General features: G+C 72.5%; 17 protein-coding genes. 7 read left to right on the forward strand and 10 right to left on the reverse strand.

Features of this window, described 5'->3' with window-relative positions; all coding sequences use genetic code 11:
* Positions 1 to 80 precede the first annotated feature (80 nt).
* Positions 81 to 3818, reverse strand: a complete 3738-nt coding sequence (locus ABII15_RS14300) for an ABC transporter ATP-binding protein (RefSeq protein ID WP_353942705.1) — start codon at positions 3816 to 3818, stop codon at positions 81 to 83.
* A gap of 162 nt (positions 3819 to 3980) precedes the next feature.
* Here ABII15_RS14300 and ABII15_RS14305 point away from each other — a divergent pair, with 162 nt between their 5' ends.
* A complete protein-coding gene (locus ABII15_RS14305; RefSeq protein ID WP_353942706.1) occupies positions 3981 to 6125 on the forward strand; it encodes a glycosyltransferase family 39 protein in 2145 nt (714 codons plus the stop codon).
* Positions 6126 to 6273: 148 nt separating this feature from the next.
* The gene (locus ABII15_RS14310; RefSeq protein WP_353942707.1) at positions 6274 to 7068 is read left to right on the forward strand and encodes an endonuclease; all 795 of its coding nucleotides are present in this window, start codon (positions 6274 to 6276) and stop codon (positions 7066 to 7068) included.
* 19 nt (positions 7069 to 7087) lie between these two features.
* Here ABII15_RS14310 and ABII15_RS14315 read toward each other — a convergent pair whose 3' ends face one another.
* Genes ABII15_RS14315 through ABII15_RS14325 form a run of 3 tightly spaced genes read right to left on the reverse strand, consistent with a single transcriptional unit; the run spans position 7088 to position 11322 of the window.
* Complete coding sequence (locus ABII15_RS14315) at positions 7088 to 8761, reverse strand: thiamine pyrophosphate-binding protein (RefSeq protein ID WP_353942708.1); 1674 nt, start codon at positions 8759 to 8761, stop codon at positions 7088 to 7090.
* Positions 8762 to 8808: 47 nt separating this feature from the next.
* Entirely contained in the window at positions 8809 to 9804 is a 996-nt protein-coding gene (speB, locus tag ABII15_RS14320; RefSeq protein ID WP_353942709.1) for an agmatinase, read from the reverse strand.
* Between the two features lie 39 nt (positions 9805 to 9843).
* The gene (locus ABII15_RS14325) at positions 9844 to 11322 is read right to left on the reverse strand and encodes a sodium:solute symporter (protein ID WP_353942710.1); all 1479 of its coding nucleotides are present in this window, start codon (positions 11320 to 11322) and stop codon (positions 9844 to 9846) included.
* 185 nt (positions 11323 to 11507) lie between these two features.
* Here ABII15_RS14325 and ABII15_RS14330 point away from each other — a divergent pair, with 185 nt between their 5' ends.
* On the forward strand, positions 11508 to 12929 hold the full coding sequence (locus ABII15_RS14330) for a PucR family transcriptional regulator ligand-binding domain-containing protein (RefSeq protein ID WP_353942711.1): 1422 nt from the start codon (positions 11508 to 11510) through the stop codon (positions 12927 to 12929).
* A 43-nt stretch (positions 12930 to 12972) separates the two neighbouring features.
* Here the strand turns inward: ABII15_RS14330 and ABII15_RS14335 are convergent, their stop codons facing one another.
* A complete protein-coding gene (locus ABII15_RS14335) occupies positions 12973 to 13821 on the reverse strand; it encodes a nitrilase-related carbon-nitrogen hydrolase (RefSeq protein WP_353942712.1) in 849 nt (282 codons plus the stop codon).
* 145 nt (positions 13822 to 13966) lie between these two features.
* Positions 13967 to 14944: a DMT family transporter gene (locus ABII15_RS14340; RefSeq protein WP_353942713.1), complete on the reverse strand. Its 978-nt coding sequence runs from the start codon at positions 14942 to 14944 to the stop codon at positions 13967 to 13969.
* 128 nt (positions 14945 to 15072) lie between these two features.
* Here ABII15_RS14340 and ABII15_RS14345 point away from each other — a divergent pair, with 128 nt between their 5' ends.
* Positions 15073 to 15876: a phosphatase gene (locus ABII15_RS14345; RefSeq protein ID WP_353942714.1), complete on the forward strand. Its 804-nt coding sequence runs from the start codon at positions 15073 to 15075 to the stop codon at positions 15874 to 15876.
* A 179-nt stretch (positions 15877 to 16055) separates the two neighbouring features.
* Here ABII15_RS14345 and ABII15_RS14350 read toward each other — a convergent pair whose 3' ends face one another.
* From ABII15_RS14350 to ABII15_RS14365, 4 genes are all read right to left on the reverse strand, one after another.
* Positions 16056 to 17030, reverse strand: coding sequence for a cation diffusion facilitator family transporter (locus ABII15_RS14350; protein ID WP_353947057.1), 975 nt, complete (start codon positions 17028 to 17030; stop codon positions 16056 to 16058).
* A gap of 47 nt (positions 17031 to 17077) precedes the next feature.
* Complete coding sequence (locus tag ABII15_RS14355; RefSeq protein WP_111664738.1) at positions 17078 to 17947, reverse strand: acyl-CoA thioesterase II; 870 nt, start codon at positions 17945 to 17947, stop codon at positions 17078 to 17080.
* Between the two features lie 35 nt (positions 17948 to 17982).
* Positions 17983 to 19140: an acyl-CoA dehydrogenase family protein gene (locus ABII15_RS14360; protein ID WP_353942715.1), complete on the reverse strand. Its 1158-nt coding sequence runs from the start codon at positions 19138 to 19140 to the stop codon at positions 17983 to 17985.
* Between the two features lie 106 nt (positions 19141 to 19246).
* A complete protein-coding gene (locus ABII15_RS14365; protein WP_353942716.1) occupies positions 19247 to 19846 on the reverse strand; it encodes a TetR/AcrR family transcriptional regulator in 600 nt (199 codons plus the stop codon).
* 93 nt (positions 19847 to 19939) lie between these two features.
* On the opposite strand from ABII15_RS14365, the gene ABII15_RS14370 reads away from it, so the two are divergent.
* From ABII15_RS14370 to ABII15_RS14380, 3 genes are read left to right on the forward strand one after another with little or no spacing between them, the layout of a single operon-like run.
* Complete coding sequence (locus ABII15_RS14370) at positions 19940 to 21562, forward strand: carboxyl transferase domain-containing protein (RefSeq protein ID WP_353942717.1); 1623 nt, start codon at positions 19940 to 19942, stop codon at positions 21560 to 21562.
* A 15-nt stretch (positions 21563 to 21577) separates the two neighbouring features.
* Positions 21578 to 23611 (forward strand): biotin carboxylase N-terminal domain-containing protein, encoded by a 2034-nt coding sequence (locus tag ABII15_RS14375; protein ID WP_353942718.1) that lies wholly within the window; start codon positions 21578 to 21580, stop codon positions 23609 to 23611.
* Entirely contained in the window at positions 23608 to 24558 is a 951-nt protein-coding gene (locus tag ABII15_RS14380) for a hydroxymethylglutaryl-CoA lyase (protein ID WP_353942719.1), read from the forward strand. Before ABII15_RS14375 ends, ABII15_RS14380 begins: the two co-directional genes overlap by 4 nt.

Consider the following 24558-nt stretch of genomic DNA (forward strand, 5'->3'; position numbering starts at 1 on the left):
CACACATCCCTCCCGTCACATCGGCATCAGCGTACTGATGAACGGACGCGCTCCAGGGGTCGCACGGTTGCGCGAACCGGTCAGGTCGAGGCGCTGACCGGGTCCGCCGCCTCGTCGCCCTCGCCGATGAAGGTGCGCCACAGCCGGGCGTACGTGCCGTCGAGGGCGAGCAGTTCGTCGTGCGTGCCGTCCTCCACGACCTGCCCGTGGTCCATCACCACGACGCGGTCGGCGCGGGCCGCCGTCGTCAGCCGGTGGGCGACGACGAGGGTCGTGCGCCGGCCGGCCAGCCGCTCGGTGGCCTGGGTGACCTGCGCCTCGGTGGCGAGGTCGAGGGCGGCCGTGGCCTCGTCGAGGAGCAGGACGTCGGGGTCGACGAGCTCGGCGCGGGCCAGGGCGATCAGCTGGCGCTGGCCCGCCGAGAGGTTGCGGCCGCGCTCGGCGACCTCGTGCAGGTAGCCGCCGTCGAGGGTGGCGATCATCTCGTGCGCGCCGACCGCGCGGGCCGCCGCCTCCACCTCGGCGTCGCTCGCCTCGGGGCGCCCGTACGCGATGGCGTCGCGGATCGTGCCGGGGAAGAGGTACGCCTCCTGCGGGACGACGCCGAGCCGGTGCCGGTACGAGGTCAGGTCGAGGTCGCGCAGGTCGCTGCCGTCGACGGTGACCCGGCCGCCCGTCGGGTCGTAGAACCGGGCGACCAGCTTGACCAGCGTCGACTTGCCCGCGCCGGTCTCGCCGACGAACGCGACGGTCTGCCCGGCCGGGATCCGCAGCCGCACCCCGGTCAGGGCGGTCTCGTCCGTTCCGTACGCGAAGTCGACGTCCTCGAAGGCGATCTCGCCGCGCAGGGACAGCACCTCCAGCGGCTCGGCGGCGCCCTTCGTGGAGGTCGGCTCGCGCAGCAGTTCCTGGATGCGGCCCAGCGAGACGGTGGCCTGCTGGTAGCCGTCGAAGACCTGGGAGAGCTGCTGCACGGGCGCGAAGAACAGGTCGATGTAGAGCAGGTACGCGACCAGCGCGCCGGTCGTCAGCGTGCCCGCGTCCACCCGGTGGGCGCCCACCATCAGCACGGCGGCGGCCGCCACCGACGACAGCAGCTGCACGAACGGGAAGTAGACGGAGATCAGCCACTGGCCGCGGATCCGCGCGCTCCGGTAGCTGTCGCTGCCCGCCGCGAACCGCTCCCGGCCGTCCTTCTCGCGCCGGAACGCCTGCACGATGCGCAGCCCGGCGACGGTCTCCTGGAGGTCGGCGTTGACGACGGAGACCCGCTCGCGCGCCAGCTCGTAGGCCTTGACGCTGGAGCGGCGGAAGAAGAACGTGCCGACGATCAGCGGCGGCAGCGTCACGAAGACGACGAGGGCGAGCTGGAGGTCGATGACGAGCAGGGCGGCCATGATGCCGAAGAAGGTGACGACGGAGACGAACGCGGTGACCAGGCCCGTCTGGAGGAATGTCGACAGGGCGTCGACGTCCGTCGTCATCCGGGTCATGATCCGGCCGGTCAGCTCCCGCTCGTAGTAGTCGAGCCCGAGCCGCTGCAGCTGGGCGAAGATCTTCAGCCGCAGCGAGTACAGGACGCGCTCGCCGGTGCGGCCGGTCATCCGGGTCTCGCCGATCTGCGCGGCCCACTGCACGAGCACGGCGAGCAGGGCGAGCCCGGAGGCCGCCCAGACCGCACCGAGCGCCAGTTGGCTGACGCCCTCGTCGATGCCGTGCCGGATGAGGACCGGCAGCAGCAGCCCCATGCCCGCGTCGACCGCGACCAGGCCCAGGCTGATCAGCAGCACCGGCCCGAAGCCACGCAGCAGCCGCCGCAGACCGTAGGAGTCCTCGGCCGTGACGGCCCGTGCCTCGTCGATGTCGGGGGTGTCGGTGGCGGGCGGCAGCGCGTCCACCTGCGCGAGCAGCTCGGGCGTCGCGGGCATCCCGGACAGCGCGGCGTCCTTGGGCTCCCGGTCACCGGTCCACAGCCTGGGGGTGACCCCGCGCTCGGCGTCGAACTCGGCGTCCAGCTCCTCGCGCACCGAGGTGTCCTCGGCCGGGGCCGTGGGCAGCGTGTGCCCGGGCGACACGCCGCCCAGCTCGTCGGGGTCGGTCAGCAGCCGCCGGTAGAGCGGCGACGCGGCCTCCAGCTCCTCGTGGGTGCCGATGGCGGCGAGCCGGCCGCCGTCGAGGACGGCGATGCGGTCCGCGAGGTTCAGGGTGGAGCGGCGGTGCGCGATGAGCAGGGTGGTGCGGCCCGCCATGACCTGCTTCAGCGCCTCGTGGATCTCGTGCTCGACGCGCGCGTCCACGGCGGACGTGGCGTCGTCGAGGACCAGCAGGCGCGGGTCGGTGAGGATGGCGCGGGCGAGCGCGACGCGCTGGCGCTGGCCGCCGGAGAGGGTCAGCCCGTGCTCACCGACCTTGGTGTCGTACCCCTCGGGCAGCTCGGCGATGAACCGGTCGGCCTGCGCGGCGCGCGCGGCGGCCTCGACCTGCTCGTCGGTGGCGTCCGGAACCCCGTACGCGATGTTCGCGCGCACGGTGTCGGAGAAGAGGAACGAGTCCTCCGGTACGAGGCCGATGGCGGCCCGCAGCGAGGCCAGGCTCAGCTCGCGCACGTCGTGGCCGCCGACGAGGACGGCGCCGCGCGTGACGTCGTACAGGCGCGGCAGCAGCAGCGAGACGGTGGACTTGCCGGAGCCGGAGGAGCCGACGACGGCGAGGGTCTCCCCGGCGCGGATCTCGAAGGAGAGCCCGTCCAGGACCGGCCGGTCGCCGCCCGCGTACTCGAAGGCGACGTCGTCGAACTCGACGGTGGCGGGCGCGTCGGCGGGCAGTTCCTTGGTGCCGTCCGTGAGGGACGGCTCGGTGTCGATGAGTTCGAGGACGCGCTCCACACCGGCGCGGGCCTGCTGTCCGACGGTCAGCACGACGGCGAGCATGCGCACCGGGCCGACGAGCTGGGAGAGGTACGAGGAGAACGCGACGAAGGTGCCGAGCGTGATCTGCCCGCGCACCGCGAGCCAGCCGCCGAGGGCCAGCATCGCGACCTGCCCGAGCGCGGGCACGGCCTGGAGCGCGGGGGTGAACTTGGAGTTGAGCCGGATGGTGCGCAGGCGCCCGGCGAACAGCCGCCGCCCGACCTCCCTGAGCTTCCCGGTCTCCTGCTCCTCCTGCCCGAAGCCCTTGACGACGCGCACACCGCCGACCGCGCCGTCGACGACCCCGGCGACGGCGGCGGCCTGCGCCTGCGCGTACCAGGTGGCGGGGTGCAGCCGGGAGCGGCTGCGCTTGGCGATGAACCACAGGGCGGGGGCGACGGCCAGCGCGACCAGGGTCAGCGGCAGCGACAGCCACGCCATGATCACCAGGGATATGAGGAACAGCAGGAAGTTCCCGATGGTCATCGGGAGCATGAAGAGCAGGCCCTGGATGAGCTGGAGGTCGCTGGTGGCACGGCCGACGACCTGGCCGGTGGACAGCTCGTCCTGGCGGCGTCCGTCGAGCCGGGTGATCGTGCCGTACATCTCGGTGCGCAGGTCGTGCTGGACGTCGAGGGCGAGCCGGCCGCCGTAGTAGCGGCGGATGTAGGCCAGGACGTAGACGACGACGGCCGCGCCGATCAGCGCGCCCGCCCACGGGCCCATGGACCGGGTGTGGTCCCCGATGACGTCGTCGATGATCACCTTCGTGATCAGCGGGACCAGCGCCATGACGGCCATGCCGCCGAGCGAGGCCCCCAGCGCGAGCACGACGTCCTTGGGATAGCGCCAGGCGTACCCCACGAGCCGCTTCGCCCAGCCCCGCCCGACCTGTTCGTCCGCCGTCACACCGTCGCCTCTCGCCAACCCTCTGCTGTGCCGTGATGACCAACACGGCACGCCGCCGATTTCATCCCGCCGCAACAATCCGACGGACGTTCGCCCGGGTTTCACAGGTGGCCCCCAGCCTCGGCACAGCCCGCGCCCACCCGCGCCGTGCACCTTTCACTGGTGACCTCTGCGACCGAACCGCTCCCCCACGCCCCCGCCCCGCCGCCACCGGCGGCCCCGCCGACCGTGCCCCGCGCCCCGCGCTGGTCGCTGCCCGCGCTGCTCGGCATCCTGGCGCTCGCCGCGGTGCTGTACGCCTGGAACCTGTCGTCCGGCGGCCTGAACAGCTTCTACAGCGCCGCCGTCTACAGCGGCACCCAGAGCTGGAAGGCCTGGTTCTTCGGCTCCATCGACGCGGGCAACTTCCTGACCGTGGACAAGCCGCCCTTCGCGCTGATGGTGATGGGCCTGTCCTGCCGGATCCTCGGCTTCGGCACCTGGCAGATGATGCTGCCGCAGATCGGCGCCGCGCTCGGCACGATCTGGATCCTGCACTCGTCCGTGAAGCGGGTGTGGGGCCACGCGGCCGCCGCGCTCGCCGCGCTGGTCCTGGCCCTGACCCCGATCACGGTGGCCATCGACCGGGACAACAACCCGGACACGATCCTGCTGCTGCTGATGGTGGGCGGCGCGGCCCTCGCGCTGCGCGCCACCCGCGACGGCCGGCTCCTGCCGCTGCTCGGCTCGGCCGTCTGCTTCGGCCTGGCCTTCAACACCAAGATGCTCCAGGGCTACATCGCGCTGCCCGCCGTCCTCGCCGTGTACCTGTACGCGTCCGGGCTCGGCTGGGCGAGGAAGATCCGCAATCTGGTGCTGGCCGCCGTGGTGCTCGCGGTCTCCAGTTTCTGGTGGGCGACGGCCGTCTCCCTCGTACCGGCCGACGACCGCCCCTACATCGGCGGCTCCACGGACGGTTCCGCCTGGGACCTGATCATGGGCTACAACGGCCTGGGCCGGGTCCTCGGCGGCGAGGGCAACGGCGGGGGCGACGGGGGCGGAGGCGGCGGCTTCTCCGGGGCCGCGGGCCTCGGCCGCCTCTTCAACGACACGCTCGGCGGGCAGATCTCCTGGCTGATCCCGTTCGCGGCGATCGCCCTCGTCGGCGGCCTGGTGCTGCGCGGGCGCGCCCCGCGCACCGACCTCACGCGCGCCGCGCTGGTGCTGTGGGGCGGCTGGCTGGTGCTGCACTACGTCACGTTCGCGACGGCCGAGGGCACCATGCACCCGTACTACACGACCGCGGTCGCCCCCGGTATCGCGGCGCTGTGCGGAGGCGGCGGCGTGATGCTGCTGCGCGCCTTCCGCACCGACAAGCGGTGGGCGTGGGTGCTGCCGGTCGCGCTCGGTGTCACCGGGATCTGGGCGGTGGTGCTGCTGCGGCGGGCCTCCGGCTGGAACGGGTGGCTGTGGCCGCTGATCGCCCTCGTCATGGCGCTCGCGATCGCGGGCCTGCTCGTGTTCCGTACGGCGTCGGGGCGGCGGCTCCGGCTGTTCGCCGCGGCGGTGGCGGCCGCCGTCGTCGCCTCCGTGGCGGGCCCGGCGGCGTACTCCTTCGCCGAGCCGTTCTCGTCCGGCGCGGGCGGGGGCATGGGCGGCACCAATCCGACGGCCGGGCCCACGACGGGCGACGGCATGGGCGGACCAGGTGGCGGCGGCGGTGGTCGTGGTGGCTTCCCCGGCGGGGGCGAGATGCCGGGTGGCGGGCAGCGGCAGGGCTCGGGCAGCCAGCCCGGTGGGATGCCGGGCCAGGGCCAGGGCGAAGGCGGCCAGGAGGGCGGCTCCACCCCGCCGAACGGTGGCGGCGAGCTGCCGGGAGGCGGCGAGGCGCCCGGCGGCGGCATGGGCGGTGGCGGCATGGGCGGCGGTATGGGCGGCTCGGTCGACAGCGACCTGATCGCGTACCTGGAGAAGCACCGGGACGGCGCCGAGTGGCTGCTGGCGGTGTCCAATTCACAGTCCGCCGCGCAGATCATCCTCAGCACCAAGAAGCCCGTCATCTCCATGTACGGCTTCACGGGCTCCGACAAGGGCATGACCGTCGCCAAGCTCAAGGAGCTGGTGAAGAGCGGCCGGTTGCACTACATCCAGGTCGGCGGGAGCGGCATGGGCGGCGGAATGGGCGGCGGCAACGACGTCAGCTCCGCGGTCACCGCGTGGGTGAAGAAGCACGGCACGGCGGTGAAGGCGAGCGCGTACAGCAAGAACTCGTCGTCCTCGTCCGAGTCCTCGTCCCTCTACCGCCTCGACCCGTCGGACGTGAACTGACCGACACCACGCGACCCCTGACACTTCGTCAGGGGTCGCAGTTGTGTCACACGATCGACCCGAAACGTTCACCCAAACACTACGTGTCCATGTCACTCTACGCGGGTTGCCCTCCAGTCAACCCGCGTAGAACGGACGGACACCCCTCATGCCCGGAATCCCCATACGCACCGCCGCCCTCACCGCCGCCGCCCTGATGACGGCCGTCGCCCTCCCCCTGGTCACGGCGGGCCCCACCTCCGCCACCACCACCGACTACGACGCGACGTACTACAAGAACGCGATCGGCAAGACCGGCGCGAGCCTCAAGTCCTCGCTGCACACGATCATCAGCAGCCAGAGCAAGATCTCGTACTCCGCGGTCTGGGACGCGCTCAAGGTCACCGACCAGGATCCGAACAACAGCAACAACGTGATCCTGCTGTACAGCGGTGTCTCGCGGGCCAAGTCCCTCAACGGCGGGGCCACCGGCGACTGGAACCGCGAGCACACCTGGGCCAAGTCCCACGGCGACTTCGGCGAGGTGACGGGCCCCGGCACGGACCTGCACCACCTGCGCCCCGCCGACGTCCAGGTCAACAGCGTCCGCGGCAACAAGGACTTCGACAACGGCGGCAGCGCCGTCTCGGGCGGCGGCGGCAGCCTCACCGACTCCGACTCCTTCGAGCCGCGCGACGCGGACAAGGGCGACGTGGCCCGCATGATCCTCTACATGGCCGTGCGCTACGACGGCGGCGACGGCTTCGCCGACCTGGAGCCGAACGAGAAGGTCAACAACGGCAGCGCCGCCTTCATGGGCAAGCTCTCCGTCCTCAAGCAGTGGAGCGACGAGGACCCGCCGAGCGCCTTCGAGGAGAAGCGCAACCAGGTCATCTACGACACCTACCAGCACAACCGGAACCCGTTCATCGACCACCCGGAGTGGGTCGACGCGATCTGGTAGGCGCCCGGCGGTCCGTCCGTCAGCCCAGGTGCGTCGGCGCGAACATCCTCAGCAGCGCCGGCAGCACGACCACGCTCGGACCGGGCGCGGCCAGGGCGGCGACCAGGTCCTCGCGGAGCTTCTCCGGTGACGTGCGCACGGCCGGCACGCCGAAGGACTCCGCGAGGGCCACGTAGTCGGGGCGGGTCAGCTCGGTCGCGGTGGCCTGGCCGAAGGTGTCGTTCATGTACTCGCGCAGGATGCCGTAGCCGCCGTCGTCGACGATCAGCCAGGTGACGTTCAGCGACTCCTGCTTCGCCGTGGCGAGTTCGGCGATCGAGTACAGGGCGCCGCCGTCGCCGGAGACCGCGAGGACCGGCGTGGTCGGGTCGGCCACCGCGGCGCCGAGCGCGGCCGGGAAGCCGTAGCCGAGGCCGCCCGCGCCCTGCGCCGAGTGCAGCGGTCCTGGCCAGGCCGACCAGGCCCAGTAGGCGAGGATCGTCATGTCCCAGAAGGACGGGGACTTCGGCGGCAGCGCGGCGCGGACGGACGCCAGCACGTCCTGTTCCAGGGTGAGTTCCTGTGACGCGATGCGTTCCCGTACGGCGTTCAGGACCTCGGCGACGCGCGCCGGGGCCTTCTCGTCGGGGCGCTCCCCGACCGTCTCGACGAGCGCCTGCAACGCGAGGCGGGCGTCCGCGTGGATGCCGAGCGCCGGGTGGTTGGACTCCAGCTTGCCCGCGTCGGCCTCGATCTGGATCACCCGGCCGCGCGGGGCGAACGTGTGGTAGTTCGAGGAGAGTTCGCCGAGGCCCGAGCCGACGACCAGCAGGACGTCCGCGTCCTCCAGGAAGTCGGTGACGTGCCGGTCCTCCATCCAGGACTGGAGCGAGAGCGGGTGCTCCCAGGGGAAGGCGCCCTTGCCGCCGAAGGTGCACACCACCGGGGCGTTCACCTTCTCCGCCAGCGCGCGCAGCTTGCCCGCGGCGTCGGCGCGGACCACTCCGCCGCCCGCGATGATCACCGGCCGCTCGGCCTTCGCGAGCAGGTCGGCGGCGACGGCGGTCAGCTCGGGGCGCGGTACGAGTTCGTGCGGGCCGGCGTCGACGGCCGTGACCTGGGGCAGGGTGGCCTCGGCGAGCAGGACGTCCTGCGGGATCTCCACGTAGACCGGGCCGTGCGGCGCGCTCAGCGCCGACTCCCAGGCCGCGGCGATCGCCGACGGGATCTGCGACTGGGTGCGCACGGTGTGGACGGACTTCACCACGTCACGGAAGGCGGCCTGCTGGTCGCGCAGCTCGTGGAGGTAGCCGTGCCGCCCGCCGCCCAGCCCGGCCACCGGCACCTGGCTGACGATCGTGAGCACCGGCGCGGAGGCCGCGGCCGCCTCCTGGAGCGCGGAGAGGGAGGTCAGCGCGCCGGGCCCGGTGGACAGGAACAGCGGGGCGACCTCGCCGGTCACCCGGCCGTACGCGTCCGCCGCGAACCCGGCGTTGTTCTCGACGCGCAGGCCCACATAGCGCAGGTCCGAGCGGCGCAGCGCGTCGAAGAGGCCCAGCGCGTGCTGGCCCGGCAGCCCGAACACGGTGGACGCGCCGAGCCCCGCGAGGGTCTCCACGACCAGATCGCCGCCGGTCCGCCCGGGCGGCGGGTTGAGGGCCGCTTCGGTCTGGGCCGGGGTGGGCCGCAGGACGAGATCGTGGTCGTGGGTCATCGCGGGGCTCTCTCCTCGAAGGTGCCGGAGGTGGTCCGGTGCTGCGGTCAGGCCGTGCGGGACGCCGCAATCTGCCGGGACATGATCGTCGTCAGCTCGTACGCGGTGTGCGAGGCGGCGACCGCGGTGATCTCGGCGTGGTCGTAGGCGGGGGCCACCTCGACGACGTCCGCCGACACCAGGTTGCACGATGCCAGACCGCGCAGGATCTCCAGGAGCTCGCGGGAGGTCATGCCGCCCGCCTCCGGCGTGCCCGTGCCGGGCGCGTGGGCCGGGTCGAGGCAGTCGATGTCGATGGAGATGTACAGCGGCCGGTCGCCGATGCGCTGGCGCAGCTGGTCGGCGACCTCGTCGGCGCCGCGCCGGTAGACGTCGGCCGAGGTGACGATGCCGAAGCCGAGCTTCTCGTCGTCGGTGAGGTCCTGCTTGCCGTAGAGCGGGCCGCGGGTGCCGACGTGGGAGAGGGCCGAGGTGTCGAGGATGCCCTCCTCGACGGCGCGGCGGAACGGGGTGCCGTGCGTGTACTCGGCGCCGAAGTACGTGTCCCAGGTGTCGAGGTGCGCGTCGAAGTGGAGCAGCGCGACCGGGCCGTGCTTCTTGGCGACGGAGCGCAGCAGCGGCAGCGCGATGGTGTGGTCGCCGCCGAGCGTCATCATGCGGGCGCCGGAGCCGAGGATGCCGTCGGCCGCGGCCTCGATCGTCTCGACGGCCTCGTTGATGTTGAACGGGTTCGCGGCGACGTCACCGGCGTCCACGACCTGCGCGAGGGCGAACGGCGAGGTGTCCTGCGCCGGGTTGTAGGGGCGCAGGAGCCGGGACGCCTCGCGGATGGCGTTGCCGCCGAAGCGGGCACCGGGCCGGTAGGAGACACCGGTGTCGAAGGGCACACCCACGACCGCGACGTCCGCCGAGTCGACCTCGTCCAGGCGCGGGAGGCGCGCGAAGGTCGCCGGGCCCGCGTAGCGCGGGACGAGCGAGGAGTCGACGGGACCGACCGGACCGTTCGGGTCGGGCTGGACGCGGGGCGTCTCGTTGGGGTTCATGCGCGGGTGCCTTCTTCCTGCGGTCTTTCCTGCGGGGGGTTACTGGGCGGCGGCCACGGGGGTGGCGGCCGGCTCGGACTCGGGGGCACCGCGTCCGGCGAGCCGCTCGCGCCAGTGGGCGAGGACGGCGGCGTCGGTCGGCCGGGTGGCCAGGGAGACGACGACGTAGACGACGAGGGACGCCGACAGGCCGTAGTAGACGGGCTCGTTGGCGAGGATCCCGAACTTCATCATCAGACCGATGACGGAGAGGCCGCCGACGGCGACGGAGGCGAGGGCGCCGGTGCCGGTGCCGCGCTTCCAGATCAGCCCGCCGAGGATCGGCACGAGCAGGCCGGCCACGAGCAGGTTGTAGGCGACGGTCAACGCCTCGACGACGTTGTTCAGGATGATCGAGGTGATGATCGCGACGACGCCGAGGACGAGGATGAAGATCCGGTTGCCCTTGACCTCGTCGTGCTCACCCTCGGGCGCCGCGTCCGGCTTGATGCCGCGCAGCCGCTTCCAGATGTCGTTGTTGGCGACGGTGGCGCAGGCGATCAGGGCGCCGGACGACGTCGACATGACGGCGGCGAGCGCGGCGGCGAGCACCAGGCCGCGGATGCCGACGGGCAGCTCGTCCTTGACGATCTGGGCGAACGCCTCGTCGGCCTGGCCCAGGCCCTTCGGGTAGATGACCTTGGCCGCGGTGCCGATGACGGCGCCGCCGATCGCGTAGAGCAGGCAGTAGACGCCGGAGACGGTGCCGCCCCAGCGGGCCACCTTGTCGTTGCGGGCGGTGAACACGCGCTGCCAGATGTCCTGGCCGATGAGCATGCCGAACGTGTAGATCAGCACGTACGTGAAGATCGTCTCGCCGCCGATGCCCAGCGGGTCGAAGTACGAGGTGGGCAGCGCGGCCTTCATCTCGCTGAAGCCGCCCGCCTTGACCACGGCCACCGGCAGCAGGATCAGCAGCACGCCGATCGTCTTGACGACGAACTGCACCATGTCGGTGATGGTGATGGACCACATGCCGCCGAGCGTCGAGTAGGCGACGACGATGGAGCCGCCGATGACGATCGCCAGCCAGCGCGGCACGTCGAAGAGGACGTCGAAGATCGTGGCGTACGCGATCGTGGAGGTGACCACCAGCATCAGCGTGTACGCCCACATCACGATGCCGGAGATCATCCCGGCGCTGCCGCCGTAGCGCAGGTCGAGCATCTCCGAGACGGTGTAGACCTTCAGGCGGGCGATGCGCGCCGAGAAGAACAGCGACAGGGCGAGGATGCCGAGGCCGATGGTGAAGACCATCCAGGCGCCCGACAGGCCGTACTGGTAGCCGAGGCCGACGCCGCCGATGGTGGAGGCGCCGCCGAGGACGACGGCGGCCATCGTGCCGGAGTACATGGCGGGGCCGAGGCGCCGCCCGGCGACCAGAAAGTCGCTCTTGGACTTGGCGCGGCGCATGCCCCACCAGCCCATGGCCAGCATGCCGGCCAGGTAGAGGACGATCACGATGTAGTCGACGGCCATGGGGCAGCCCTCCTTCACACACTTCGGTGGCGTGTCGTGCGGGGAAACGGACCCGGCTTCCTCGTCACGGGGACATCCGCCCGTACCCGTACTCACCGGTCGGGACGACCTTAGGTGGCTGGAAAGCGTCGCTGAAGTGTACGTTTCCTCTACTCATCGCGTACGAACCAGAGGAAACGCACATCATGTCCTCCCCGTCGCCGGGCGCCGTGCCCCCGCTGTCCACCGTGCCGCTGAGCGCCCTGCTGACCCGGACCGAGCTGGGGCTGCGGCAGCTCGCGGGGCCGCCCGCCGAGGAGGTGCCGGTCCACTCGGTCCACACCTCGGAGCTGTCGGACCCGAACCCGTACCTGCTGGGCGGCGAGCTGCTGCTGACGGCGGGCGTGCACGCGCCGGACGAGACCGGGACCGACGCGTACTACGACGGCTATGTGGAGCGGATCGTCGCGGCGGGCGCCGCCGCGCTGGGGTTCGGCGTGGCGCCGGTGCACGACACGGTGCCGTCCGGTCTGGTGGCGGCGTGCGAGCGGCGGCGGCTGGCGCTGGTGGAGGTGCCGGAGCGGACCACGTTCAGCGCGGTCGGCCGCGCCCTGTGGGACCTGATGACCGCGGTGCGCCATCTCGAACTGCGCCGGGTCACCGAGGCGCAGCAGGGTCTCGCCACCGCGGCCGCCCGGCCCGATCCGGTCCCCGCCGTCCTGCGCCAACTCGCCCAGCGCACGGGCGGGTTCGCGGTTCTGCTCGGCCCCGATGGCACCGAGCCGCAGCGCGCCGGGACCCCGCCGTCCGAGGCGGCGGAGGCGGCCCTCGCCGATCTGGTGCGGGTGGTGCTGCCCGCGACGACCCGGCTCTTCCCGACGCCCGCGTCCGCCTCGGACGAGGTGGCCGGCGTGCAGCTGTCGGCGTACGCGCTCGGCGGCTCCGGCGACCGGGCGCTCGGCCTCGCCACCGGGACGCGGGCGCCCGGCGACCACACCATCGCGGGGGTCGCGGTCGTGCTGCTCTCGCTGTTGCAGGGCGAACACCAGTCGACCGGTGACGTACGGCGCTCCGCGGCGCTGGTCCGGCTGCTGCTCGGCGACGGTCCCGGGGACGCGGACGGGCTGCTCGATGCCCCGGGCGGCTGGCGGGTGGTGCACGCGCAGTCGCAGGGCACCCGGCCGGTGCCGCCGCTCGGCACTCCGCTGGTCGACGCCACCGCCTCTCTGGTCCGCGCGCTCGTTCCGGCCGGCCAGGACGTCGTCGCGCACGACGGCTGGACGCTGGGCGTCTCCGCGCCGGCCGGGCCCGGTGAGCTGCGCTCCGCGTCCGTGCAGGCGGCCCATGCGCTGGCCCGCGCCCGCGCGCTGCGCATCCCGCTGGTCCGGCACCGGGCCGACACCCCGGCGCCGGTCGTGACCGCGCTGGCCGACCATCCGGAGCTCCGGCGGACCCTGCGCACCTGGCTCTCCCTGCACGGCAGCTGGGACCGCACGGCGAACGCGCTCGGGGTGCACCGGAACACTGTGCGGCAGCGGGTTGCCAAGTGCGGGGTGCTGATTTCGGCGGACCTGGACGACCCGGACATCCGCATGGAACTGTGGTTCGCCCTACGGGACCTCCCGTGACCCCGCGTCTCCCTCCCACCTGCGGCTCCGGCGGGGGCTGGTCTCAGTACAGCTCGGGGCGGCGGTCGGCGAAGACGTCGTTGTGGGCGCCCAGGGACTTGTCGCGGGCCGCTCCGAGATCACAGGAGGCGAGCAGCAACGCCGACCCCGCCGTCGGCACCCGCCCGGCGACGGGGAACCCATCGGGGTCGACGATCACCGAGCCCCCGGTCCAGACGACCCCGCGCTCGTCCCCGGCCCGATCGGCCACGGCAACGTACATCCGGTTCCCGGCGGCAGCCGCCTGCGCCTTGGTCACCTCGGCGGGCCGCTCCCCCTCGGGCCGGGGAAAGAGCGGCCAGTTCACGGGCGCGCACAGCAGCTCGGTCCCGGCGAGAGCCGCCCGCCGCACCCACTCGGGGAACTCCAGGTCGTAGCAGACCATGACACCGATCCGCCCGACCCCGTCGATGTCGACGGTCGGCGGCGCCTCGTCACCGGGGACGAAGAAGTCCTTCTCGGTGCCGAAGAGGTGCGCCTTGCGGTAGACGGCGCGCAGCTCGCCGGCCGGGTCGATGACGACGGCCGAGTTGCGGACGCGGTCGTCGGTGTCGAGCTCGGCGAGCCCCGCGACCAGCGTGACGCCGTGGCGCCGGGCGGCCGCCGACCAGGCGGTGACGGTCGGCCCGTCCAGCGGTTCGGCGAGGGCGCGTGCCTCGGCGACGGAGTCGAAGACATAGCCGCTGTTGGCGAGTTCGGGCAGGACGACGACCCGGGCACCGGCGCGGGCGGCGGCCTCGATCGCCTCCTCGGCGGCGGCCAGGTTCTCGGCGACGTCGCCGACCCCGAGGGCGAGCTGGGCGCAGGCCACGGTGGTCATCGGCCGGCCGTCCCGCTCCGTGGAGTCGTTCATCGCGGAGCCTTCCCTTTCGCCGTACGGGGGCGCGCGGGCGCACGCCTGGTGACGGCTGGACCCTAACCCGCGCCCCCGGGGCCCGTCTCCGCCCATCCGGCCAAATGCCGATCACGCACCTGGACACGGCGTACGGGACCGCGGGTCAGCAGTCGGCGCTCTCCTGCCGCTCGGGGCCGGGGACGATCTCCGGTTCCCGGACGGCGGCGCGCGCCCGCGCCCGCGACCGGGAGACCGCGACGCCGGCCAGGCAGAGCGCGCCGCCGAGCAGGGTCAGCCAGCCGGGCACCTCGTCCAGGAACAGCCAGCTCAGCAGGACCACGATGGCGGGCACGGCGTACGTCGTCGCGCCCATCTTCCCGGCGGGCGTGCGGGCCAGGGCGTACGTCCAGGTGGTGAAGGCCAGCGCGGTGGGCACGACGCCGAGGTAGACCATGTTGAGCGTCGCGGACACCGGCGCCCGGGACGCCTCCGAGACGAGCTGTCCGGAGAACGGCAGGCAGACGGCCGTACCGATCAGGCAGGCGAACGCGGTGACCTGGAGCGGGGAGCCGTACGACAGGGCGGGCTTCTGGGAGACGACACCGACCGCGTACGCCACGGCGGCCAGCAGGCACAGCACGACACCGCCGACCAGCTCACCCGTGCTGCCCCCGACGTCCCCGGAGCCCGACGACATCGACAGTCCGACGACGACGGCCCCCGCGAAGGACACCAGCATCCCGGCGAGCAGCCGCGGCGGCAGTCCCTCGCCGAGCAGCCGGGCGGCGAGCAGCGCCATCAGGATCGGGCCCACGTTCACCAGGAGCGCGGCGGTTCCGGCGTCCACGAGCCGTTCGCCCCAGTTCAGCGCCACCATGTACCCGCCGAACCAGACGACGCCCGAGATCAGGATCCCGCGCCAGGCGCCGCGCGGCGGCAACCCTTCGCGGCGGATCAGCACCAGCGCGACCAGCACCACCGACCCGGCGAGCAGCCGCCCGAGGGCCAGCGCTCCCGGCGAGTAGGCGGCTCCCGCGCTGCGGATGGAGACGAAGGCGGAGGCCCAGGCGAGCACCGTGAAACAGACGGCGCCGACGGTGAGCGGGCCGGGTGCGGCGGGACGCGGGTCCGATGAGGTCATACGAGGGAGCGTACGGAGAAAACCGGGCGGCGAGCACCGGAATATCGAGGACCGGAGCGGCAGTGGCCCTGGTCCCACTCCGCGGAACCGATCGGCACCTCCCGGCGGCCCCCGGCACAATGGGAGCCATGCCGATACCCGGGATTCCCAGCGACAGTCCGACCCGCGCCGCCCTGATCGACCACCTCGTCCGCACCCGCATCGCGGGCGACGTGGCCACGCCCCGCGAGAACAACCTCTCCCACTACCGCAAGCTCGCGAACGGCGACCGGCACTTCTGGCTGGGCCTGGAACTCGGCGACCGCTGGACCGACGAGCAGGACGTGCTGTCGGTGATGGCCGAGCGCTGCGGTGTCGTGGACGACGCCGAGCACCGTTACGGCCAGGACACCATCGACCCGGAGCTGACGGTCGACGCCCTGGAGCGGATGGCGGCCCGGCTGCGCAAGGCGGCCGAGGACCGCCAGCGCGTGCTGTTCGCGACGGGGCATCCGGGCGGGCTGCTCGACGTGCACCGGGCGACGGCTGCCGCTCTGCGCGCGGCCGGCTGCGAGATCGTGGTGATCCCCGAGGGGCTGGCCACCGAGGAGGGCATGGTCTTCCAGTTCGCGGACGTGGCGATGCTGGAGCGCGGGGCGACGCTGTGGCACACGCACTCCCCGGACCCGATGACGCGCATCCTGGACGGCCTGGAGCGCGAGGGCCGGCCGCTGCCCGATCTGGTCGTCGCCGACCACGGCTGGGCGGGGTGCGCGGCCCAGCGCGGAGTCGACTCCGTCGGGTACGCGGACTGCAACGACCCCGCGCTGTTCGTCGGCGAGGCCGAGGGCACGATGCAGGTGACGGTCCCCTTGGACGACCATGTCACGAGCCCCCGCCACTACGACCCGATGACGGCCTACCTCCTGGCGTCGGCAGGCCTTCTCGACTGATCCGCCGTCTGCCCCACGAGCTCTCGTCGCAACCCGCGGCCCGGTGGCCGCTTCTCGCGCAGTTCCCCGCGCCCCTGAAAGGCCTGCGGCCTTCAGGGGAAGCTGCGCGCAGCGCATGCTTCAGGGGCGCGGGGAACTGCGCGACCGGCCACGACGAGAGCCGCACCCGGCAACGGCGCCTACCAGGGCTCCAGCCCCGCCTCCCGGCGCTGGGCGAACCCGGGCGTCGGATCCAGGTACACCCGCCGCACCGCAGGAAACCGCTCCTGCAACCGCCGAGCGGCATCTTCACAGGCCCACTCGATCTGCGCGGCGGTGGACGCGTCCCGGAAATCGACCTTGGCCGCGACCAGCGCCTCCCGAGGCCCCTGCACCAGCGTCGTCAGCTCCAGCACACTCTCGACGTGCTCGATGCCGAGCAGCAGGGTCCGGATCTCGGCACGCACGGACCGCGGCAACGGCCGCCCCACCAGCAACGCCGCATTCGACCGCCCCAGCACCCACGCCACCCACAGCAGCAGCGCCCCGATGCACAGCGAAGCGACCCCGTCCCACACCCCGGACCCGGTCAGCTGCCCGCCGAGCAGCCCGCCGGCGGCCAGCAGCAGACCGGCGAGGGCGGCGCTGTCCTCCATGACGACGGCCTTCACGGCGGTGTCGGGCGTGTGCTTCAGATACGTACCGACGGGCGCCTTGTACCGGGCGGCCTCCCCCCGCGCCTGCTTGACGGCGGTGCGCAGCGAGAAGCCCTCCAGCAGGAAGGCGACGGCGAGCACGATGTAGGAGACCAGCGGGTCGCCCAGGTCCTCCCCCGCGATCAGCGTGTGGATGCCGTCGTAGAGGGAGAAGACGGCGCCGCCGACGAAGGTGGCGACGGCGGCGAGCAGCGCCCACACGTACCGTTCGCCGCCGTGGCCCAGCGGATGGTCCTCGTCGGCGGGCTTCGCGCCGCGCTTGAGGGCCGTGAGCAGCATCAGCTCGGTGACGGTGTCCGCGAACGAGTGCGCGGCCTCCGACAGCATCGCGCTGGAGCCGCTGATGAGCCCGGCGACGACCTTGGCGAGCGCGATGCCGAGGTTGGCCGCCGCGGCGACGAGCACCGTGAAGACGCTCTCCCCACCGCCCTGCTCCGCGTCGTCGAAACCGTCCGTCACCGCATGGCCGCTGTCCCGTACATCCACGTACGGGACCTTATGTCCGATCAGCGCGGAACGCGAACCACGCCTTCCTGGATCACGGTGATCGCCAGCCGGCCGTCCTGGGTGTAGATACGGGCCTGGCCGAGGCCCCGGCCGCCGGAGGCGGACGGCGACTGCTGGTCGTAGAGGAGCCATTCGTCGGCGCGGAAGGGCCGGTGAAACCACATGGCGTGGTCGAGGGAGGCCCCGACGACGTCGCCGACGGCCCAGCCGCCGCGCCCGTGCGCGAGGAGCACGGAGTCGAGGAGGGTCATGTCGGAGACGTAGGTGGCGAGGCAGACGTGGAGCAGCGGGTCGTCCGCGAGCTTGCCGTCGGTGCGGAACCAGACTTGCGAGCGCGGCTGCTGCGGCTCGCCGACGAAGGCGAACGGCGGCGCGTCCGCGTACCGCAGGTCGACGGCCTCGCGCGCTTCGAGCATCCGCCGGACGCGGTCGGCACCGAGGACGTCGGCGTAGCGCGGCAGCATCTCGGCGGCCGTCGGCAGCGACGCGGGGTCGGGCGCGGGCGGCATGTCGGCCTGGTGCTCCAGGCCGTCCTCGTACGTCTGGAAGGACGCGGAGAGGTGGAAGATCGGCTGCCCGTGCTGGATCGCGACGACCCGGCGGGTGGTGAAGGAGCGGCCGTCCCTGATCCGGTCGACGGTGTAGACGATGGGCGCGCCCGGGTCCCCCGCGACGAGGAAGTACGCGTGCAGGGAGTGGGCGTGCCGGTCGGCCGGGACGGTGCGCCCGGCCGCGACCAGCGCCTGGGCCGCCACCTGTCCGCCGAAGACCCGGGGGACGACGGCGGACCGGGACTGGCCCCGGAAGATGTCCTCCTCGATCCGCTCCAGGTCGAGCAGATCGAGGAGGGACTGAAGTGCCTTGTTCATGCGCTCAGTTGTATGTGACGTCCGGGTCCCGCGGGTTACAGGCCCATGTTCTTCGCGATGATCATCTTCATGACCTCGCTGGTGCCGCCGTAGATGCGGTTGACGCGGTTGTCCGCGTACAGGCGGGCGATCGGGTACTCGTTCATGAACCCGTAGCCGCCGTGCAGCTGGAGGCAGCGGTCGATGACGCGGTGCGCGACCTCGGTGTTGAACAGCTTGGCCGACGCGGCCTCGGCGGCCGTCAGCTCACCGGCGTCGAGGGCCTCCAGGGCGCGGTCGGCGACGGCCTCGGCGGCGTCCACCTCGGCCTGGCAGGCGGCCAGCTCGAACTTGGTGTTCTGGAAGGACGCGACCGGCTTGCCGAAGACGGTGCGGTCCTGGACGTACTGCTTGGCGAACGCGACGGCGGCCTTGGCCTGCGCGTACGCGCCGTAGGCGATGCCCCAGCGCTCCGAGGGGAGGTTCTGGCCGAGGTAGTAGAAGCCCTTGTTCTCCTCGCCCAGCAGGTCCTCGACGGGCACCTTCACGTCGACGAACGCCAGCTCGGCGGTGTCGGAGGTGCGCAGGCCCAGCTTGTCCAGCTTGCGGCCGATCGAGTAGCCCTCGAGCTTGGTGTCGACGGCGAAGAGGGAGATGCCGAAGCGGCGGTCCTCGGCGGTCGGCGCGGCGGTGCGGGCGCAGACGATGACGCGGTCGGCGTGCACGCCGCCGGTGATGAACGTCTTCGAGCCGTTGAGGACGTAGTGCGTGCCGTCCTCGGAGAGCTTCGCTGTGGTCTTCATGCCGGCGAGGTCGGAGCCGGTGCCCGGCTCGGTCATCGCGAGGGCCCACATCTCCTCGGCGGTGACGAACTTCTCCAGGTAGCGCTTCTTCTGCTCGTCGGTGCCGAGCATCTTGATGTAGGGAAGCGCGAGCAGGACGTGGACGCCCGAGCCGCCGAAGGTGACGCCCGCGCGAGCGGTCTCCTCGTACTGGATGGCCTCGAACTTGTGCGTCTCCAGACCGGCGCCGCCGAACTCCTCCGGCACGTTGATGCCGAACAGGCCCAGGTCGGCGAGCTTGGTGTACAGCTCGCGCGGGACGATGCCCTCCTGGAACCACTCGTCGTAGTGGGGGACGACCTCGGCCTCGACGAAGGCGCGCAGGGTCTCCCGGAACGCCTCGTGGTCCTCATCAAAAACGGTACGGCGCACGGAAAACTCTCCCTCTACGGCGTCTGCGACTACTGAGCGAACGACTACTAAGCGCTTGCTCAGAACAACGTTACCGGCCGGTCACCGGAGCGTCCAGAGATACACATCACTCTGCGGCAGCCGCGAACGCCCCGCGCGCCAGCCGGTGCAACATCCGGGCGGTGCTCTCCCGGCCGGGCAGCGAACCCGGACGGCTCAGGTGCGGGGTGGAGTTCAGCAGACCGAAGACGGCGTGGACGGCCACGCGCGCCTGGGGTTCGACGAGGTCCGGGTGGACCTTGCGGACCACCTCCACCCACAGCTCCACGTACTGGCGCTGGAGGGAGCGCACCAGCTTGCGGTCGGAGTCGCGCAGCCGGTCCAGCTCGCGGTCGTGCAGCGTGATCAGGTCCCGGTCGTCCAGGGCGAAGTCGATGTGGCCCTCGATGAGCGAGTCGAGCAGCGCGTCCGGGCCCTGCTCGGCCTCGGCGGCCCGGCGCCGGCCGCCGGTGAGCAGCTGGCCGCTGATGCCGACCAGCAGCTCGGCGAGCATCGCGTCCTTGCCGGCGAAGTGGCGGTAGAGGCCGGGCCCGCTGATGCCGACCGCGGCGCCTATCTCGTCGACCCCGACGCCGTGGAACCCGCGCTCGGCGAAGAGCCGGGCGGCCTCTTTGAGGATCTGCTCGCGACGGGTGGGGGCATCGGTTCTGGTGGCTCTGGAGACCATGCGCCAATTCTAGACAGCACGGTTAGCGACCGTTAACCTGAAGGCGACCTGTTAACGGTCATTAACATCGTGACGTGGTGAGGGGACCGCAGGATGCAGGAGGCACCTGAGCTGACGAGCGCGGCGGATCCCGCGTCGGAGGCCTGGCGGGCCAATGAGGCGGCCCACCGGGCGCTCGCGGCCGAGCTGGGCGAGAAGCTGGCGGCCGCCCGGCTCGGCGGCGGCGAGCGCTCCCGCGCCCGGCACACGTCGCGCGGCAAGCTGCTGCCGCGCGACCGCGTGGACACCCTGCTCGACCCGGGCTCCCCGTTCCTGGAGCTGGCCCCGCTGGCGGCCGACGGGATGTACGAGGACCAGGCCCCGGCCGCCGGAGTGATCGCCGGCATCGGCCGGGTGTCGGGCCGCGCCTGCGTGATCGTCGCCAATGACGCGACCGTCAAGGGCGGCACGTACTACCCGATGACGGTGAAGAAGCACCTGCGCGCCCAGGAGGTGGCGCTGGAGAACCGGCTGCCGTGCGTCTATCTAGTGGACTCCGGGGGCGCCTTCCTGCCGATGCAGGACGAGGTCTTCCCCGACCGCGAGCACTTCGGCCGGATCTTCTACAACCAGGCGCGGATGTCCGGCGCGGGCATCCCGCAGATCGCGGCGGTGCTCGGCTCGTGCACGGCGGGCGGGGCGTACGTCCCGGCGATGAGCGACGAAGCGGTGATCGTCCGAAATCAGGGCACGATCTTCCTCGGCGGCCCGCCCCTGGTGAAGGCCGCCACCGGCGAGGTCGTCACGGCCGAGGAGCTGGGCGGCGGCGAGGTCCACTCGCGGGTCTCGGGCGTCACCGACCACCTCGCGGAGGACGACGCGCACGCGCTGCGCATCGTCCGCACGATCGTCTCCACGCTGCCGGAGCGCGGCCCGCTGCCCTGGTCGGTGACCGCGGCGGTCGAGCCCAAGGTGGACCCGGCGGGTCTGTACGGCGCGGTCCCGGTCGACTCGCGCACGCCGTACGACGTCCGCGAGGTCATCGCGCGGGTCGTGGACGGCTCGCGGTTCGCCGAGTTCAAGTCCGAGTTCGGGCAGACGCTCGTCACCGGCTTCGCCCGGATCCACGGCCACCCGGTCGGCATCGTCGCCAACAACGGCATCCTGTTCGCCGAATCCGCCCAGAAGGGCGCCCACTTCATCGAGCTGTGCGACCAGCGCGGCATCCCGCTGGTGTTCCTGCAGAACATCTCGGGCTTCATGGTCGGCAAGGACTACGAGGCGGGCGGGATCGCCAAGCACGGCGCCAAGATGGTCACGGCGGTGGCCTGCACGCGCGTGCCGAAGCTGACGGTGGTGATCGGCGGCTCGTACGGCGCGGGCAACTACTCGATGTGCGGCCGCGCGTACTCGCCCCGCTTCCTGTGGATGTGGCCCGGCGCGAAGATCAGTGTCATGGGCGGCGAGCAGGCCGCGTCGGTCCTCGCGACCGTCAAGCGCGACCAGTTGGAGGCGCGGGGCGAGGAGTGGCCCGCGGACGACGAAGAGGCGTTCAAGGCCCCGATCCGCGCCCAGTACGACACCCAGGGCAGTGCGTACTACGCCACGGCCCGGCTCTGGGACGACGGCGTGATCGACCCCCTGGAGACTCGCCAGGTGCTCGGCCTGGCCCTGACCGCCTGTGCCCACGCGCCGCTTCCGGAGAAGTCCGGCGGCTTCGGCGTCTTCCGGATGTGAGAGGAGCTTAGGGAAGTGTTCGACACAGTCCTGGTCGCCAACCGCGGCGAGATCGCCGTCCGCGTCATCCGTACGCTGCGGCAGCTCGGCATCCGCTCGGTGGCGGTCCACAGCGACGCCGACGCGGACGCCCGGCACGTGCGCGAGGCCGACGAGTCGGTGCGCATCGGCCCGCCGCCGGCCACCGAGAGCTATCTGTCGGTGGAGCGGATCGTCGAGGCGGCCCTGCGGACGGGCGCGCAGGCGGTCCACCCGGGCTACGGCTTCCTCGCGGAGAACGCGACGTTCGCGCGGGCCTGCGAGGACGCGGGCCTGACCTTCATCGGCCCGTCGCCGGACGCGATCGCGCTGATGGGCGACAAGATCCGCGCCAAGGAGACGGTCGAGGCGGCCGGTGTCCCGGTGGTGCCGGGCGGCCGCGACCCCGAGCTGGCGCGGGCCGCGCGGGAGTTGGGCGCGCCCGTGCTGCTCAAGCCGTCCGCGGGCGGCGGCGGCAAGGGCATGCGCCTGGTGCGGGACCTGACCCTCCTGGAGGAGGAGATCGCGGCCGCGCGCCGCGAGGCACGGGCCTCCTTCGGCGACGACACGCTGCTCGTGGAGCGCTGGGTCGACCGCCCCCGGCACATCGAGATCCAGGTCCTGGCCGACGGGCACGGCAATGTCGTGCACCTCGGCGAGCGCGAGTGCTCGCTCCAGCGCCGCCACCAGAAGATCATCGAGGAGGCGCCCAGCGTGCTCCTCGACGAGGCGACGCGGGAGGCGATGGGCGCGGCGGCCGTGGAGGCGGCCCGCTCGTGCGGCTATCGGGGCGCGGGCACGGTGGAGTTCATCGTGCCGGGCGAGGACCCGTCCTCGTACTACTTCATGGAGATGAACACCCGCCTCCAGGTCGAGCACCCGGTCACCGAGCTGATCACCGGCCTGGACCTGGTGGAGTGGCAGGTGCGGGTGGCCGCGGGCGAGCACCTCCCCTTCGCCCAGGCCGACATCACGCTCACCGGCCACGCGGTGGAGGCCCGCCTGTGCGCGGAGGACCCCTCGCGCGGGTTCCTCCCCTCCGGCGGCACGGTCCTCGCCCTGCGCGAGCCCGAGGGCGACGGCGTGCGCACCGACTCCGGGCTCAGCGAGGGCACCGAGGTCTCCTCGCTCTACGACCCGATGCTGGCGAAGGTCATCGCGTACGGCCCCGACCGGGACACGGCGCTGCGCCGCCTGCGCGCCGCGCTGGCCCGGACGGTGACCCTCGGCGTGCCGACGAACGCGGGCTTCCTGCGCCGCCTGCTGGCCCATCCGGCGGTGGTGGCGGGCGAGTTGGACACCGGGCTCGTGGAGCGCGAGGTCGACTCCCTGGTCGCGGCGGATGTCCCGCCGGAGGTGTACGCGGCGGCGGGCGTCCTGCGCCAGCGGGCACTCGCCCCGGCGGCGGACGGCTGGGTGGACCCGTTCGCGCGGCCCGACGGCTGGCGGCTGGGCGGCAGCCCCGCCTGGACCGTCCACCACGTCCATGTCCCCGGCCACGACCCGGTCGAGATCCGCGTCCGCGGCACCGAGGTCCTGGTCGACGGCGTCCCCACCGTTCCCGCCCGCCCGACCGCCGCCGCGGGCGACTGGCTGGCCCTCGACGGCGACGCCTGGCAGCTCCGCGACCACGACCCGGTGGCGGCGAGCCTGACGGGCGCGGGCTCCGGCGGCGCGGGCTCCCTCACCGCCCCCATGCCCGGCACGGTGACGGTGGTGAAGGTGGCGGTGGGCGACGAAGTCACCGCGGGTCAGAGCCTGCTGGTGGTGGAGGCGATGAAAATGGAACACGTCATCGCGGCCCCCCACGCGGGCACGGTCACGGAACTGGACGTCTCCCCCGGCACGACGGTCGCCATGGACCAGATCCTGGCCGTGGTCGAGCCATCGGACGCGGCCGAGCAGAGCGCGCCCGAAGGGGCGCGTGACAGTGTCGATCAGCGGCTCCGCCGCGGGGCGCGATCAGCCACGACGGCGGAGAACGCACCACCGACCGGAAGCCCCAACGGCGAGAAGGGGGCCGCATCATGACCCCGGCACTCCCCATGGTGGCCCCCGCCGAAGGCCTCCCCACCCGGGTTCGGATCCACGAGGTGGGCCCCCGCGACGGCCTCCAGAACGAGAAATCCACGGTCCCCACGGAGGTCAAGGCGGAGTTCATCCACCGCCTGGCCCGCGCGGGCCTGACCACGATCGAGGCGACGAGCTTCGTCCACCCCAAATGGCTCCCCCAACTGGCGGACGCGGAGACCCTGTTCCCCGAACTGCGGGACCTGGCCCCCGCCGTGCACCTCCCGGTCCTGGTCCCGAACGAAAGGGGCCTGGACCGAGCCCTGGCCCTCGGCGCGAGCCGCATCGCGGTGTTCGCCAGCGCCACCGAATCCTTCGCGAAGGCCAACCTCAACCGCACGGTCGCCGAGTCCCTGGCGATGTTCGAGCCGGTGGTGGCCCGCGCCAAGGACGCACGGGCGCACGTGCGCGGCTATCTCTCCATGTGTTTCGGCGACCCGTGGGAGGGCCCGGTCCCGGTCCACCAGGTCGTCTCCGTCGCCAAGTCCCTGAGGGACCTGGGCTGCGACGAGCTGAGCCTCGGCGACACGATCGGCGTGGCCACCCCCGGCCACGTACAGACCCTGCTCGCGGAGCTGAACGAGGAGGGCGTACCGACCGACACGATCGGCGTGCACTTCCACGACACCTACGGGCAGGCCCTCGCCAACACCCTGGCGGCGCTCCAGCACGGGGTCACCACGGTCGACGCGTCCGCCGGAGGCCTCGGCGGCTGCCCGTACGCGAAGAGCGCCACCGGCAATCTCGCCACCGAGGACCTCGTCTGGATGCTGCGCGGACTCGGCATCGAGACCGGCGTCGACCTCGGCCTGCTCACCGACACCAGCAGGTGGATGGCCGGACACCTCGGCCGCCCCAGCCCCTCCCGCACCGTGCGTGCCCTCTCCGCGACCCCACAGGAGCAGTGA

This window comes from Streptomyces sp. HUAS MG91, from assembly GCF_040529335.1.
In the GTDB taxonomy this organism is placed as follows: domain Bacteria; phylum Actinomycetota; class Actinomycetes; order Streptomycetales; family Streptomycetaceae; genus Streptomyces; species Streptomyces tabacisoli.